The sequence below is a fragment of the Flavobacterium aureirubrum genome (genome assembly GCF_038739835.1).
In the GTDB taxonomy this organism is placed as follows: Bacteria; Bacteroidota; Bacteroidia; order Flavobacteriales; family Flavobacteriaceae; genus Flavobacterium; species Flavobacterium aureirubrum.
This window is the reverse complement of record NZ_JBCGDO010000003.1, coordinates 64857-80544: the sequence shown is the minus strand read 5'-3', so window position 1 is coordinate 80544 and position 15688 is coordinate 64857. Positions and strand designations below refer to the sequence as shown.

Genomic DNA, 15688 nt, shown 5'->3' with positions numbered 1-15688 from the left:
AATATTACATCTTCAAATAAAAATCTTTGGTCAAATTGATGTAGTCATCAGTGTATTCGTGACGATTAATTTCAATTACCAATTCATCAGCTTCTAGAACAGCAAGTTCGTAGCGTTTAAAAGCCAATAAACTTCTGACTATTGGAGTGGAATGCGACCCTTTTACACGAGTAACTTTTATAGGAAAAAGTTCCACTTCGGAACATAAATCGATAAATCGTTCTTCTTCTTTGTATGGAATAATGACTGCAAAAATGCCATTTTCAGATAATAATAAATCAGCGGCTTCCACCAAATCTTCAAAAGGCAGCGCATCCTCAAAACGCGCTAAATCTCTGGATTCACTATTGGTTTTGTAATTTTCGGAATAAAACGGCGGATTGGAAATAATGATATCATACTCTTGTTCGGGTTCTTCAACGAATTCGTCTAATCCAGCATGGAAACAAAATAATCTGTCAGACCAAGGTGAGTTTTCAAAATTTTCAACACATTCTTCGAAGGCATCTTCATCAATTTCTATAGCATCAATTTGTTCAGCCTTTGACCGTTGAGCAATCATCAAGGATAAAATTCCAGTTCCTGCTCCAATATCTAAAACAGAAAAAGGTTGATTTTCAATAGGACACCAAGCGCCAAGTAGAACGCTATCAGTACCAATCTTCATTGCAGATTTGGCTTGTTGAACTGAGAATTGCTTGAATTGGAACATGGAATTTTAAGATTATAAATTAAATAGTATTCTTTTTAGACTTTTATGATACTGAGCACTAAAAACTGTCCCGAAGCTTCGGGACTGAATACTTTTTAAAGGTACATTTCCACCAAACCTTCTGGTAAATCCATGATGACTTTTTTATTCTCTCTATCAATTTTTACCAAAAACTGATCAATCATTGGGACTAAAATTTCGACATTGCCATTTAAAACTTCAAAAAGGGGTTGTGCAGAAGTGTCATTAATAGAAACAATTTTTCCAAAAACACCTAATCGTTTGTCCTCTATTTCAAATCCAATAACTTCGTGAAAATAAAATTTGTTGCCCGAAAGCTTTGGTAACATTGAGAGTGGAAGATAAATAGAACAACCAAGTAATTTGTCAGCTTCTTCTTCGTTGTCAACATCTTCAAATTGCACTCGAAGAAAATCGCTTTTATGAAGCGAACTGCTTTGAATAAAAAATGGAACCAGATTATTGTTGAATTCAACAAAAACTGATTCCATATTCTCATATAATTCGGGTTGGTCTGTATCTAAGTAGATAAGTACTTCCCCTTTAAAACTAAATTTTTTAGCGATTTTGCCAAGATAGAAACATTCTTCTTTACGCATTATCGCAATAAATTAAGCTTCTGTTTCTTTGTTAGTTTCTTCGGTGGCAGGAGTTTCTTCTGTTGCTACTTCAGCAACAGTTTCTTCAACCGCAACTTCTGGAGTTTCTTCAACCGCAACTTCCTCTTCTACTTTTGCAGCTTCAACAGCAGCAGCAATTCGTTTCTCATTAGCTTCTTTTTCAGCTTTCAATGCTTTTGCTTTAGCAGCTTCTTGGGCTTTTGTTAAACCTTCTTTTTTGCTGTCAACTTTTCCAGCTTTCTCTTCCAACCATTTTGCTAATTTAGCATCAGCTTGTTCTTGTGTTAAAGCACCTTTACGAACGCCACCATCAAGGTGATGTTTCAACAAAGCTCCTTTGTAAGATAAAATTGCTTTAGCGGTATCTGTTGGTTGAGCTCCATTGTGTAACCATTGAACCGCTTGGTCTAGGTTTAATTCAATAGTAGCAGGGTTTGTGTTTGGATTGTAAGTTCCTAATTTTTCAAGGTATCTACCATCTCTTTTTGATCTAGCATCTGCAGCTACGATCCAATAAAAAGGTTTTTGCTTTTTACCGTGTCTTTGTAATCTAATTTTTACTGACATAATCTTTTGATTAATTTGAGGTACTCGACCTCGGTTATTTAAGGGCGCAAAGATAGTTTTTTTTGTTAAACAAACTAATTAAATTTTAAAAATCTAAATGTATTTTATTGTTTTAATACTTGTCTTTTAATTTTTTAATAATTCTTTAGTATTTATACATTAAAAAGTTATTTTTGTACTAAATATAATATCAAATGAAAAGATTTTTGCCCTTAATTTTAATTTCTATTGTTTTCGCATCATGCCAAGAAGATGTAAGATTTAATACACCAGGTTTTCAAGGACTTAAAGATGATGTCTTTTGGAGATCAAATGATACAAGAGCTTATATTTCGTCAACGGGACAACTAACAATTGAAGCTTTAACGCCTTTTGAAGAAATTACGCTCAGTACTTCAAGCGCTAATGTGGGAACTTTTATACTAGGTACAACTAATGTCAATAATTCGGCTACATACTCTTCGAGTTTTAACGATGTTCTTCTAGAATATGATACAGTTGCTGTTCCTGGTCCGGTTTCTGGTGTAAGTTTAAATAATAGCGGAACTGGATATTCAAGTGGCACTGCAGTTGCAACTACCGGTGGTTCTGGAAGTGGTTTGACGGTAAACGTAGTAGCAAATGCCTCAGGTGTTGTTACAAGTGTTTCAATTTCCTCGAGAGGAAACGCCTACCTAGCTGGAGATATTGTTACGGTTGCTGCCGGAAATTTAAACTGCAGAATCAGAATCTTAAACACTTTAAGCAGTAACGGAGAAATTCAAATTACTGAGTACGATAATGTAAATATGACTGTAACTGGAAAGTTTAAATTTAATGCAGCTAATACAAACAATAGCCCGTTTGGTGGTTCTGTTGTGAATTTTCAATTTGGAGAATTTTATAAAATTCCTATTTTTCCATCAATGTAGATTGATAATAAATGGTAATAAGTCAACCGTCTTCGGATGGTTTTTTTGTTAATTTAATAATAAAGTCCAAATTAATAGCAGTTTACATTTTAATTGAACTACCTTTGTATTTGAATTTTAAAAATTAAATATGAATATTTTTGTTGGAAGTCTCCCGTTTAGTATCGACGAAGCAGACTTAAGAGAATCTTTCGGGGTTTATGGAACGGTTAATTCCGTTAAAGTTATTACAGATAAATTTACTGGAAGAAGTAAAGGATTTGGTTTTGTGGAAATGGAAAATGACGCAGAAGCTGAAAAAGCAATTCAAGAGTTAAACGGTGCAACTGTTGAAGGACGTACTATTGTAGTAAACAAATCGGAACCAAAACCAGAAGGTGAAAGAAGAACCTTCAATAACAACCGTTCAGGCGGTGGTGGTTATAACGGTGGCGGAAATTCTAGAGGTGGCGGAAGCTACAATGATAGAAATAGTGGTGGTGGAGATAGAGGAAGATACTAGTCTTTTTTTAAACTAAATTATACCAAGAACCATTCGAGAAATCGGGTGGTTTTTTAGTTTTTTGTTGATAACTAAAATTGATTTTTAAATCGGTTACATGTACTTTTGAAAAACCTCCTTTTGCCAAGAAATTGCCAGACTTTATTGGAATTTGGATCTTAATTTTGGAATTTTCTACCTATGTACTTAATATTTGATACCGAAACCACTGGTTTGCCTAAACGCTGGACAGCGCCAATTTCTGATACCGATAACTGGCCTAGATGTGTTCAAATTGCGTGGCAACTCCATGATTCTTGGGGAAACCTTATCGAACATCAAGATTATTTGATAAACCCGGACGGATTTAATATTCCATATGACGCCGAGAGAATTCATGGAATTTCTACTGAATTGGCACAACAGAATGGGATACCGTTACAAGAAGTTTTAGAAAAATTTAATCTCGCTTTAGCTAAAGCCAAATTCATCGTTGGACAAAACGTTGGGTTTGATATTAACATTATGGGATGTGAATTCTACCGTACAGGAATTCAATCGCCCATGTCACAAATGCCAGTTTTGGACACTTGTACCGAAGTAACGGCTTCGCTATTAAAACTTTCTGGTGGTCGTGGTGGAAAGTATAAATTACCTACACTAACTGAGCTACACAGTTATCTTTTTAATATTCCATTTGATGAAGCGCACAATGCCACTGCCGATGTAGAGGCTACAACACGTTGTTTCTTAGAACTAATACGAAGAGAAATTTTCACAAAAGAAGAACTTGACGTTTCCGAGGATTATTTCAAAGATTTTAAACAGTATAATCCCGATGAAGTTCAGCTTATTGGACTAAAACACATTAATCTCAAGCAAGCTTCTGATGACATTAGAAGGCAATTTCAAAATAAGAAAGAAGATGGCGAAATAATAAATGTTGATAAAGTAGTTCATCATAACGTTTCCGAAGTTGATTTTGTGCATTTACACAACCATACACAGTTTTCGGTTTTACAATCCACCATTAGTGTTAAAGATTTGGTGGTAGCTGCAATTCAAAATAAAATGCCCGCAGTTGCCATGACTGATCATGCTAATTTAATGGGCGCTTTTCATTTTGTGCGAGATATTTTATATCACAATAAATCTGCTGAAGTCAAAAATAAACAAGCTTTAGAAAATGGAGAATTACCCGCAGAAACAATTGTTAAACCAATAGTTGGATGCGAGTTTTATGTTTGTGATGACTTAAGCGATAGAACAAGAAAAGACAATGGTTACCAAGTTGTTTTTTTAGCCAAAACAAAAAAAGGCTATCATAATTTAGCTAAACTTTCTTCCATAGCATACACCGAAGGATTTTATTACGTTCCAAGAATTGATAGAAAAGTGATACAGCAGTACAAAGAAGATATCATTATTTTATCGGGGAATTTATATGGTGAAATACCAAGTAAAATTTTAAATGTTGGCGAAAATCAAGCGGAAGAGGCACTGCTTTGGTGGAAGCAAGAATTTGGCGATGATTTTTATATCGAGTTGATGCGCCACAATCAAGAGGATGAAAATCGTGTAAACGCAACATTGATTGCTTTAGCTAAAAAACATCAAGTAAAAACGGTTGCCACAAATAACGTTTTTTATATCAATAAAGAAGACGCCAATGCGCATGATATTTTATTGTGTGTTCGCGATGGCGAAAAGCAATCCACACCTATAGGTCGAGGAAGAGGATATCGTTATGGTTTTGCCAATCAAGAATATTATTTCAAATCAGGCGATGAAATGAAAAAACTATTCTATGATTTGCCCGAAGCCATTGCTACTACAGAAGAAATCGTCAATAAAATTGAAATTTTCGACTTGTCTCGTGATGTATTATTGCCTAAGTTCGATATTCCTGATGCGTTTGTAGTAGCAGAAGATGATACTGATGGTGGCAAGCGTGGCGAAAACAAATACTTAGCGCATCTCACTTTTGAAGGTGCAAAAAAACGTTATGGAGAAATTACACCCGAAATTCAGGAGCGAATAGAATTTGAGTTAAAAACGATTGAAAACACGGGTTATCCTGGCTATTTTTTAATTGTTCAAGATTTTATTGCAGCAGCGAGAAATATGGATGTTTCTGTTGGACCAGGTCGTGGTTCCGCAGCAGGTTCAGTTGTAGCTTATTGCCTTGGAATTACAAATATTGACCCATTATTATATGATTTACTTTTTGAGCGCTTTTTGAATCCTGATCGTGTTTCTATGCCTGATATCGATATCGATTTTGATGATGAAGGCAGAAGTCGTGTTATGGATTATGTCATCAATAAATATGGCTCCAAACAGGTGGCTCAAATTATTACTTATGGAACTATGGCGGCTAAATCATCCATTCGCGATACCGCTCGAGTTTTAGATTTACCGCTATTTGAAGCCGATAAAATTGCCAAATTAATACCTACTACACTCAATTTAGCCAAGATTTTTTCTCTTGATAATGACAAGTTAAAAGCTGCGCTGCGTGCAGAAGATTACGACAGAGTAAAAGAACTAATTGTTCTTGCCAATGCCGATGACCTCGGTGCAGAAACTATTCAACAAGCCAAAATATTAGAAGGAAATCTCAGAAACACAGGAATTCATGCTTGTGGAGTTATAATAACTCCTGATGATATTACTAATTTTGTTCCTGTCGCTACTGCAAAAGACTCGGATTTATATGTTACCCAATTTGATAACTCAGTAGTAGAAAGTGCTGGATTGTTGAAGATGGACTTTTTGGGTTTGAAAACGCTAACGCTTATCAAAGACACAGTAAAACTCGTTAAATATAGAACAGGAGTGGAACTCGATCCTGATACTTTTCCTATAGACGATGTCAAAACTTATGAGTTGTTTCAAAGAGGCGAAACAGTTGGGATTTTCCAGTATGAGTCACCAGGAATGCAAAAATATTTAAAAGATTTAAAGCCTACTGTATTTGGAGATTTAATCGCCATGAACGCGCTCTATCGTCCTGGTCCATTAGAATATATTCCTTCTTTTGTGCGAAGAAAAAACGGAGAAGAACCCATCACTTATGACCTAGAAGCCAATGAAGAATACTTAAAAGAAACCTATGGTATCACAGTATATCAGGAGCAAGTGATGTTATTGTCTCAAAAATTGGCTAGTTTTTCCAAAGGCGATGCCGATGTGCTGCGAAAAGCCATGGGGAAAAAGCAAAAAGATGTGCTAGATAAGATGAAATCTAAGTTCATTGAACAAGCTGTTTCAAATGGGCATCCAGCCGATAAATTAGAAAAAATATGGAAAGACTGGGAAGCATTTGCCCAATATGCGTTCAATAAATCACATTCTACTTGTTATGCTTGGATAGCGTATCAAACTGCTTATTTAAAAGCGCATTATCCTGCAGAATATATGGCAGCTGTACTTTCAAATAATATGAACGATATCAAGCAAGTTTCGTTCTTTATGGAAGAATGCAAACGTATGGGATTGCAAGTGCTTGGTCCAGACGTAAACGAAAGTTTCTATAAGTTTACGGTAAACGAAAACTATGCGATACGCTTTGGAATAGGCGCCGTAAAAGGCGTTGGAGCGAATGCTGTAGACACCATAGTTCAAAACAGAAAAGATGCGCCTTATAAATCGATATTTGATTTAGCTAAGAAAATAGACCTTCGGGCAGCAAATAAAAAAGCGTTTGAAAGTTTAGCTTTGGCTGGAGGTTTTGATTGTTTTCAAAACACACATCGTGCACAATATTTTCATATTGAAGGCGAAGGCATCACTTTTCTTGAAAAAGCAATCCGTTATGGGTCAAAATATCAAGATAATGAAAATTCGTCTCAAGTAAGTTTATTTGGCGAAAGTAGCGATGTTCAAATTGCTGAGCCAATTGTGCCACCTTGTGAGGAATGGAACACTATGGAAAAATTGGCCAAAGAGAAAGAAGTTGTGGGAATTTATATCTCGGGACATCCTTTGGACGATTACCGTTTTGAAATGAAATATTTCTGCAATAGTAAACTTGAAAATCTAAAAAATCTTGGTAGTCATATCGGGAAAACGTTGAGTGTAGCAGGAATTGTAACCAATGTTCAATATAAAACCGCAAAAAATGGCAAAGATTGGGCATCGTTTACATTAGAAGGTTATGACGAAAGTTTTGATTTTAGAATTTTTAATGAAGAGTATTTAAAATTCCGTCATTTTTTAGTCAATAACCAGTTTATCTACTTTAAAATAAATATAAAAGACGGTTGGGTAAACAGAGAAACTGGCAAAAAATCTGACCCACAAATCAATTTTATTGAGGCAAAATTACTAGCCGATGTATTACCCACTTTTGCCAAAAAACTCGCTATTCAATTAAATATTCAGGATTTAAAACAAAATTTAATTCAGCAATTAAATGCAGTTTTTAAAGCTAATGAAGGCGATAAACAAGTAGATTTTGAAGTGATTGAAACTGAAGTTGTAAAACAAACAATTGACACAAGTGTTGTTAAAACGCAACCCATATTGAATGCAATTGATGAAGACACAGATGAGCGTATTGAAATAGAAATGGAAGAACTTGATAATGAAAGTGAGCCAAGCGACGAAACACCTATTACTGCTGAAAAAACCTATTTAGATGAAGTAAAAAAAGTAACTACACTCGAAATGAAAAGCCGAAAACTGAAAGTAAGAATTTCTAAAGATTTACTTGAAGAGTTGGAGAAAATGCAGATAAATTTTAGGTTGAATTAAAGTGTTTGTTTAAGAAATATTGTGATAATGAAATTACAAAAAATCAAACCTTGTGGAAGTTGAAATAACTCGTAATCTAATTAATAGTATGTTCGTAAATAAATTTTATACTTAGATGTAGTAGGTTTTTTCAGTACGTAAATAGTGGAACTATTTTTATTAATAATTAAAACAACTTTAACACACCATCGTAATTATCCTCGAGGCTATTTTTTCTGAATGACAGACTTTTTTTATTATCAAGTAGCAATTTATTTTCATCTACCAAATATGCTTTTAATAAACTGATTGCACATTTAAGTTGCTCATCAGTAGCATATTTAGTGAAGGGTTTGTTTATTTTTAAATCCCATTTGTCTTGAACTGTTATATCATAAGCAACTCTTAAAAAACAATGGTTTCTTAGATTTAACATCGTAAAATAGATTTTTTCAAGCCTATTGGAAAGAAATTTTATTTCGTTTACTATTTCTTTTTTATTCTTATTCATACTATTGCCGTAAAAAACACCATAAATATATGTGAAAAATAGCACTATCAATTCTATAAATCTACTGATAATTTAAACCGATTTATAATTAACATTGTCTTAAGGAAATAATTACTAATTTTGGTTTTAGTTATTTAAAACAATTCTAAAAAAAATAAATATGGCTTTAGCAATTACCGATGCTACTTTTGAAGAAGTAGTATTAAAATCAGATAAACCAGTAGTAGTAGATTTTTGGGCAGCTTGGTGTGGACCATGCAGAATGGTTGGACCAGTTATAGATGAAGTAGCAACAGAATATGACGGGAAAGCCGTTGTAGGAAAAGTAGATGTGGATGCAAACCAAGAATTTGCCGCAAAATATGGTGTTCGCAATATTCCAACAGTTTTGGTTTTCAAAAATGGAGAAGTAGTTGGTCGTCAAGTAGGTGTTTCACCAAAAAAGACTTACACTGATGCTATCGACGCTCTCTTGTAAAAAATAATTCGTCATTTTAAGGTGACTTGTACATAAGGTTCAATCGGGTTTTTAAAACTAGATTGAACTTTTTTTTGCTTTTTACCAGTCACAATACACTTATTACTATCTTTGAAATATGAAGTTAGAAGAACAAAAAGAAGTAATATCAGGGTTTAAGCACTTGGAATTACTCGCCAATCAAGTGGTGGAAGGTTTTATTTCAGGAATGCATAAAAGCCCTTTTCATGGTTTTTCGGCAGAGTTTGCAGAACATAAAGTTTATAATTCTGGTGAAAGTACGAAGCATATCGATTGGAAACTATTTGCCAAAACCGATAGATTGTATACAAAGAAATATGAGGAAGAAACCAATCTTCGATGTCATTTAATCATAGATAATTCGTCGTCAATGCATTATCCAAAATTGAAAAAAGAGGAGCTTTTTTTTCATAATAAAATTGGGTTTTCCGTTTTGGCATCAGCAGTTTTAATGAATTTACTCAAAAAACAGCGAGATGCAGTAGGTTTAAGCGTGTATTCAGACACCTATGAATATTATGCTCCTGAAAAAGGTAGTGATCGACACCATCGAATGATTTTGAACAAATTGGAAGATTTATTAGAAAATCCGAAGCAAACAAAAAGTACTGATACAGTTACCTTTTTACATCTGATAGCCGAAAAAATTCATCGTCGTTCGATGATTGTTTTGTTTACCGATATGTTTCATCCCGAAACTTCGGGAGCAAATACAGAAGCGCTTTTTAATGCACTACAACATTTAAAGCACAACAAACATAAAGTGGTTGTTTTTCACGTTTTTGATAAGAAAACAGAAATAGATTTTAAGTTTGATAATGCACCTCGCAAGTTTATTGACTTAGAAACGGGAGAGGAAATAAACATTTTTGCCGATACAATAAAAGAAGCTTACGAAGGGAAAGTTAATGATTACTTTAAATTACTTGCTATGACTTGCGCTCAAAATGGTATAAAGTATGTGCCAGTTGCTGTGGAAGATAATTTCGAAAAGATTTTGACAACCTACTTAGTTGAAAAGCAAATGTTTGGTTAGAAAAAAAATATTAATTTATTTTTTATAAAAAAAAGTTGCAGAAACAAAAAACGATTGTATATTTGCAACCGCAATAAAGCGAGGTTTGGTAGTTCAGTTGGTTAGAATACATGCCTGTCACGCATGGGGTCGCGGGTTCGAGTCCCGTCCAGACCGCTAGGAATAGCGAATTTAGGAAAAGGTTTTCAGAGATGAAAACCTTTTTTGTCCAAAAAGCATTTAAGATTAGTTGTGTTGTTTTGCTACGAATTTGTAACTCGTAGCTCGGTTTAGTAGTTAGACCAATGAAAAGCTTTCCCTTAACTGGGATGGCTTTTTTGATTTTATAGCGTTTCATTTCTAATAATGTATTGAAAATTTGTACATTGCGTTGCATTTAATGCAATGTGAAATTGTACATCTGTCAACCAACCAAACCAATTTTGAAATGAAAAAACAACTACTATTTTTAATTCTCGCGATTTTTGGAACTTTTCAATCCATTTATGCACAACCCACGTGTGGTTCGCTATTTACTGATCCTGCTGGTCCAAATGGCAATTATGCTAACAACACTGATGTTACTACAACAATTTGTCCAGCAAACGTCGGTGAGGTAGTTACCATAAACTTTTCCTCATTTGCCTTAGAAACTAACTTTGACTTTCTGAAAGTATATAACGGACCCAGCACAACTTCACCTTTATTAGCCAACTTAACTGGATTATCAATTCCACCATCGATTACATCAACAGATCCATCAGGTTGTTTGACCTTTGTCTTTACTTCCGATTCTTCTGTAAATTATGCGGGTTGGATTGCCAATATAATTTGTACTCAGCCAGTAAGTCCAAATTGTGTAGCGCCAACTTCGCCAATTGTTTCTAATGTTACTGCTGCTTCTGCCACGATAGGATGGACAGCTGGATCTAATGAAACAAGCTGGAATTTAAATATTGGTACTGCTGGTTCATCAACTACATCAATCGCGATGTCGCAAAATCCATTTGTGCTTGTTGGATTGGATTGCAATACAGTTTATAATTTTTCAATTACTGCTGTCTGTGGTAATTTTGTCTCTTTACCATCCAATCAAGTTTCGTTTGCTACTTTACTGTGTTCATCGCAACCAGGACAGCCAGTTGATTTATTCCAATGTTCGTTACTAGGCCAGGCTTGTTTTGATTTAACTGAAAATAATCTAACTATTTTAGGAGATTTAAATCCATCTGATTATGTGATCACCTATCATGAAACTTTAACTGATGCTAATACAGGTTCAAATTCGCTCGTTTCACCTTATTGTAGTTTAAGTGAAGTACAAACTATTTATACACGCTTAACAAAAGTTGTTGACAATTCGTTCCAAATTTTGACATTTACCATAAATGTGCAGTCCTTTTCTAGTGATATAATTGCACTTTCGAATATGGAGGAATGTGATGTGGATAACAACGGTTTAATCACGTTTAATTTCACAACAAATGCTGCTCAAATAAACACAACTAATACTTTAATGTATTATGCTAGTTTAACAAATGCTCAAAATGAAGTCAATCCTGTTGCTGTGCCAAGTAGCTTTGTTCAGAGTGTTCAACCCAATCCAATTGTGTTTTTCATTAGAGAAAATGTTCCAAATGGTTGTGATATCATTTATAGTTTTCAAGTGAGAGCTTATGCTAATTGTAATATTGCCTCGACTTGTTCGGGTGCTAATTCTTTGTGTAACTCGCTTGGTGTTCCATTCCAAAATACTGTAAATGCGGGATCAACTGGTCAAGCGGGTTGTTTAGGTTCAACGCCAAATCAAACTTGGTTTTATTTGCCAGTTTCAAGTGCAGGAACAATCAATTTGAAAATTGAACAGACTGTCGCAGCGACAGGTCAATTTTCAGATGTAGATTATATAGTATATGGTCCGTTTACATCGCTTTCTACTGCTTGTAGTCAAATTTCGCCAAACAATATTGCTAGTTGTAGTTTTTCTGCTGCTTCGATCGAGTTTCCTGTTATTCCCAATGCGCAACCTGGACAGTATTATTTAATGATGGTGACCAATTTTAGTAATCTATCGGGGTTAATCACTATTACGGCACTTGGAACCTCAACGGGTGCCATTGATTGTTCTGGTTTACGATTAAATGCCTTTTTAGATACTAATAATAATTCGATAAAAGATACTGGAGAACAAAACTTCACCTTGGGTCAATTTGAATATGAGTTAAATGATGATGCTGTAGTTCACAATGTGATTTCGTCAACAGGAGTTTATACTATTTATGACACCAATGCGGCCAATTCTTATGATTTGAGTTATTCTATAGACCCAAATTATTTATCTTATTATGGAATTTCTACTTCTTCATATGATAATGTAAATGTTGTTATTGGTTCGGGTGTGCAAACTTATAACTTCCCCATAACAGTTGCGCAACCTTATACTGATTTAGCTATAAACATTGTGCCCGATAATGCGCCACGACCTGGTTTTAGTTATCAAAATAAAATTGTTTACACTAATAATGGTAATCAAATTATTGGTGCAGGAACAGTGACTTTTGAAAATGATTCCGATGTAACCATTATTGCCAATTCGCAAGCAGGAGTGGTTCCAACTGCTACTGGATTTACTTATAATTTTACGAATTTATTACCTTTTGAAACAAGAATTATTACTGTTACGATGCAAGTGCCCAATATTCCAACAGTCGCACTAGGAGATTTATTGACTAACACGGCCAGTATTGTTCCTGTTAACGGTGACCTAATTGTACAGAATAACAGTAGCAGTTGTTCGCAAATCATTATTGGTTCTTATGATCCAAACGATAAGATGGAATCGCGTGGAGAAAGGGTTTTATTCTCTTCATTTGGCATTGATGATTATTTATATTACACTATTCGTTTTGAAAATACTGGAACAGCAAGTGCTATCAACGTTAGAATTAATGATGTGTTAGACAACCAAATTGATGAAAGTTCCTTGCGAATGATTAGTTCAAGTCATAGTTATGTTTTAGAAAGAGTAGATAACAATTTGACATGGCGATTTGATAATATATTTTTGCCGGTTTCTATTGCTGATACTGAAATAGGGAAAGGATATGTTACTTTTCAGGTGAAACTTAAACCTGGTTTTGCTCTTGGCGACATTATTCCTAATACTGCTTTGATTTATTTTGATTTTAATCCGGCGATTATTACTAATACCTTCCGTACTGAATTTGTACAGCAATTAGGCATCAATGACTTTGAAAATGGCGATTTTATTTTTTATCCTAATCCGGTTAGTGATGTAGTAACTATTTCAGTAAAAGATAGTAGTTTGATTTCTACTATTGCAGTGTATGATGTTCTTGGTAAGCAAATTTTGGTAAAAAAACCATCTGATGCTTTGTCTACGCAAACACTAGATTTATCAGCTATTGCGAAAGGGATTTATTTACTTGAAGTGACTTCGAATGCTGCTGTTAAAGTGGTAAAAAAGTTGATTGTAGAATAAAGTTATCTATTATTTGAATAAGCCTTCTCTAGGGAAGGCTTTTCTTTTTATGTCAAACGATAGTCTCGTAGCTATAATTTCTTATTTTTGAAAATAAAATGAATTCTTTGATGAAAAAGGTTTTTCATGTTGTTGTCTTATCGTTATCATTGCTTGTATCAAGTGAAGGTTTTGGACAAGAAAGCGTTTCAAAAGATGTAGATTTTCCGTTAAAAGAAAGCTTGTATAAAAAGTATAAGAAACAAATACAAGCCTATGATAAAAAAGAGTTTGAAGCGTTGTTTTTTGAATTTTTCCAAAAGCAAAATGATAAATGTTTGCTATTGAATAAAGAAGAATATTATACTTATACTATAAAGATTGCTGCTTATTCTGAGCGATTGGGACTGTTATATAAAGATCAAAAGGAAGAGTCGCAACGTACTAAACAGGAATGGTTTGACAAGAAGTATTCGGATTATTTAGTATTTAAAAAGCAATAATTTTGAAAAAACTTTTACCTCTTATTGCCTTTCTGTTATTGCAATCTTGTCAATACTTTGAGAAGAATGTTCCCAATGAAAAGGATTTGCTCGAGAAACAAATGAAGGAAATTGATTGGAAAGAAGTAGACGAATATCCATCGGTTACTGATTGTGAAAAGCTGACTGATAAGGAATTGCAAAAACAATGTTTTTTTGATTTTTTGACGGCTACTATTCAAGAAAAATTGGCTGTGGATACTCTTTCGAGTTTGTTTCCCAAACTAGATACTATAGAGGTAAAGGTTACTGTTTTTCCTAATTCAATGCTTGAGTTTGAGCCACAATTTCCGCAAGATTCTGTTGCTTATGATACTATTAAAATAGATAGTATTCTTAAAGCGCGCTTGGTAGATTTTCCACAAATTAATCCGGCTATTAAAAGGGGAATTCCTGTAAAAACACAGTTTGTATTGCCTGTTATTATTAAGCAGGAGTAGTTGGCATCCCTTGCTATTGCTACAACTGTTGACGTCATATGAGTTACTGTTGATGTCATTTGAGTAACTGTGGACGTCATTTGAATAACTGGAAGTGTCAAATGATTTACTGTGGGTGTCAAATGAGTTTTTTAGATTGTCAAATGAGTTTTTGTTGGTGTCAAATGATTTTCTGAGGGTGTCATTTTTACTACTGTAGGTGTCATTTTGTTTTACGTTGGTGGCAGATGAGTTACTGTGTTTAGCAGATGGGTTTTTGGGTGTTACTATTGTTTTGATAGCTATGTTGTATAAAAAAATCCCGCTGGTGGCGGGATTTTATATTAGGTATTTGTGGTAGCTTTTTTGGTGTTGTTTAATGCCTTGGCTACCTTGTTGAAGCTGAATTGGTCGGCTAAAGGTTTTTTATCTTTATAGAATTTAGAGGCTATTTGGGCTATTGCTATTATTTGATCGTAGATGGCGTTGAATTCTGCAATGGCTTCTTCGGTGATTTCTTTTCTTGTTCCTTTTGCTATTTCTTGTTCTACGTTTGCGTCTTTGAGTTTGTCTGCGTAGGTTGTTATTTCGTCGAGTGATGCTTGTGCTGTTCCTTTGTCGACTATTTTGCTGGCTAGTTGTGGGGTTAGGTTGGTTTTGAATTGGTAGAGTAGATCGATGAGTGCTTCTTGGTCACCGCGACGTGCTTTTGCGTAGTAGGTAGTATAGCCTAGTGTGTTTAGGATTTCGGATTTTTGCTCGGGTGTGTCTTTAAAGTCTTGCTCTATTTGGACTTTTACTTCGGCTAGTAGTGTGTTTGCGGGTTTTACAATGGCGAATACTGCTTGTGATTTTTCGCGGAGTTGTTTTGCGTTGTCCACGCCGAGGTGGGTTTGGATGGCGTTTTCGATTTGTGTTTCGATTGATTGAAAGAATGGCAGAGTCCACGTGGAGCGTTTTGTGCCGAGGAAGGCTTGGTTTGCGATAGCGCTGTTGATAATGGTGTCGGAAGTGATTAGGAATTCGACGTCTTTAATTGGGTATTTTCTTTGTAGTGTCATGATGTTTGTGTTTTTTAAATGTTATTAAATGATTTATTATATTAAAATTTGTGTACTCGTTACTATTTAAAAATTTGAGAATTTGTTTAATTTTTTGTGTTTATTATAGGT

The 15688-nt window shown here is 34.5% G+C and carries 13 protein-coding genes and 1 tRNA gene; 9 read left to right on the top strand and 5 right to left on the bottom strand.

Annotation, left to right across the window (positions count from 1 at the left end; translation table 11 throughout):
- Nucleotides 1-4 precede the first annotated feature (4 nt).
- From WFZ85_RS03720 to WFZ85_RS03710, 3 genes are all read right to left on the bottom strand, one after another.
- Nucleotides 5-712: a tRNA1(Val) (adenine(37)-N6)-methyltransferase gene (locus WFZ85_RS03720; protein WP_342694941.1), complete on the bottom strand. Its 708-nt coding sequence runs from the start codon at nucleotides 710-712 to the stop codon at nucleotides 5-7.
- Nucleotides 713-807: 95 nt separating this feature from the next.
- Complete coding sequence (gene rimM / locus WFZ85_RS03715; protein WP_342694940.1) at nucleotides 808-1332, bottom strand: ribosome maturation factor RimM; 525 nt, start codon at nucleotides 1330-1332, stop codon at nucleotides 808-810.
- Between the two features lie 12 nt (nucleotides 1333-1344).
- Nucleotides 1345-1920, bottom strand: coding sequence for a 30S ribosomal protein S16 (locus WFZ85_RS03710; protein ID WP_342694939.1), 576 nt, complete (start codon nucleotides 1918-1920; stop codon nucleotides 1345-1347).
- Between the two features lie 194 nt (nucleotides 1921-2114).
- On the opposite strand from WFZ85_RS03710, the gene WFZ85_RS03705 reads away from it, so the two are divergent.
- The 3 genes from WFZ85_RS03705 to dnaE all read left to right on the top strand — a co-directional run bounded on the left by WFZ85_RS03705 (nucleotide 2115) and on the right by dnaE (nucleotide 8070).
- A complete protein-coding gene (locus WFZ85_RS03705; protein WP_342694938.1) occupies nucleotides 2115-2831 on the top strand; it encodes a DUF6252 domain-containing protein in 717 nt (238 codons plus the stop codon).
- Between the two features lie 130 nt (nucleotides 2832-2961).
- On the top strand, nucleotides 2962-3333 hold the full coding sequence (locus WFZ85_RS03700; protein ID WP_342694937.1) for an RNA recognition motif domain-containing protein: 372 nt from the start codon (nucleotides 2962-2964) through the stop codon (nucleotides 3331-3333).
- Nucleotides 3334-3513: 180 nt separating this feature from the next.
- Nucleotides 3514-8070, top strand: coding sequence for a DNA polymerase III subunit alpha (gene dnaE, locus WFZ85_RS03695; RefSeq protein WP_342694936.1), 4557 nt, complete (start codon nucleotides 3514-3516; stop codon nucleotides 8068-8070).
- Nucleotides 8071-8236: 166 nt separating this feature from the next.
- Here the strand turns inward: dnaE and WFZ85_RS03690 are convergent, their stop codons facing one another.
- Nucleotides 8237-8560 (bottom strand): hypothetical protein, encoded by a 324-nt coding sequence (locus WFZ85_RS03690; protein ID WP_342694935.1) that lies wholly within the window; start codon nucleotides 8558-8560, stop codon nucleotides 8237-8239.
- 160 nt (nucleotides 8561-8720) lie between these two features.
- Between WFZ85_RS03690 and trxA the strand changes: the two genes are divergently transcribed.
- The 6 genes from trxA (at nucleotide 8721) to WFZ85_RS03660 (ending at nucleotide 14537) form a co-directional block, all read left to right on the top strand.
- Nucleotides 8721-9038: a thioredoxin gene (gene trxA, locus WFZ85_RS03685; protein ID WP_342694934.1), complete on the top strand. Its 318-nt coding sequence runs from the start codon at nucleotides 8721-8723 to the stop codon at nucleotides 9036-9038.
- 118 nt (nucleotides 9039-9156) lie between these two features.
- Nucleotides 9157-10095 carry a DUF58 domain-containing protein gene (locus WFZ85_RS03680; RefSeq protein ID WP_342694933.1) on the top strand — a complete coding sequence of 313 codons (939 nt, stop codon included), beginning with the start codon at nucleotides 9157-9159 and terminating at the stop codon, nucleotides 10093-10095.
- An 82-nt stretch (nucleotides 10096-10177) separates the two neighbouring features.
- Nucleotides 10178-10251, top strand: a tRNA-Asp gene (locus WFZ85_RS03675).
- 271 nt (nucleotides 10252-10522) lie between these two features.
- Nucleotides 10523-13576 carry a DUF7619 domain-containing protein gene (locus WFZ85_RS03670; RefSeq protein ID WP_342694932.1) on the top strand — a complete coding sequence of 1018 codons (3054 nt, stop codon included), beginning with the start codon at nucleotides 10523-10525 and terminating at the stop codon, nucleotides 13574-13576.
- A 110-nt stretch (nucleotides 13577-13686) separates the two neighbouring features.
- Nucleotides 13687-14058: a hypothetical protein gene (locus WFZ85_RS03665; protein WP_342694931.1), complete on the top strand. Its 372-nt coding sequence runs from the start codon at nucleotides 13687-13689 to the stop codon at nucleotides 14056-14058.
- 2 nt (nucleotides 14059-14060) lie between these two features.
- On the top strand, nucleotides 14061-14537 hold the full coding sequence (locus WFZ85_RS03660) for a hypothetical protein (RefSeq protein ID WP_342694930.1): 477 nt from the start codon (nucleotides 14061-14063) through the stop codon (nucleotides 14535-14537).
- 323 nt (nucleotides 14538-14860) lie between these two features.
- Here the strand turns inward: WFZ85_RS03660 and WFZ85_RS03655 are convergent, their stop codons facing one another.
- On the bottom strand, nucleotides 14861-15577 hold the full coding sequence (locus WFZ85_RS03655; protein WP_342694929.1) for a hypothetical protein: 717 nt from the start codon (nucleotides 15575-15577) through the stop codon (nucleotides 14861-14863).
- Nucleotides 15578-15688 lie beyond the last annotated feature (111 nt).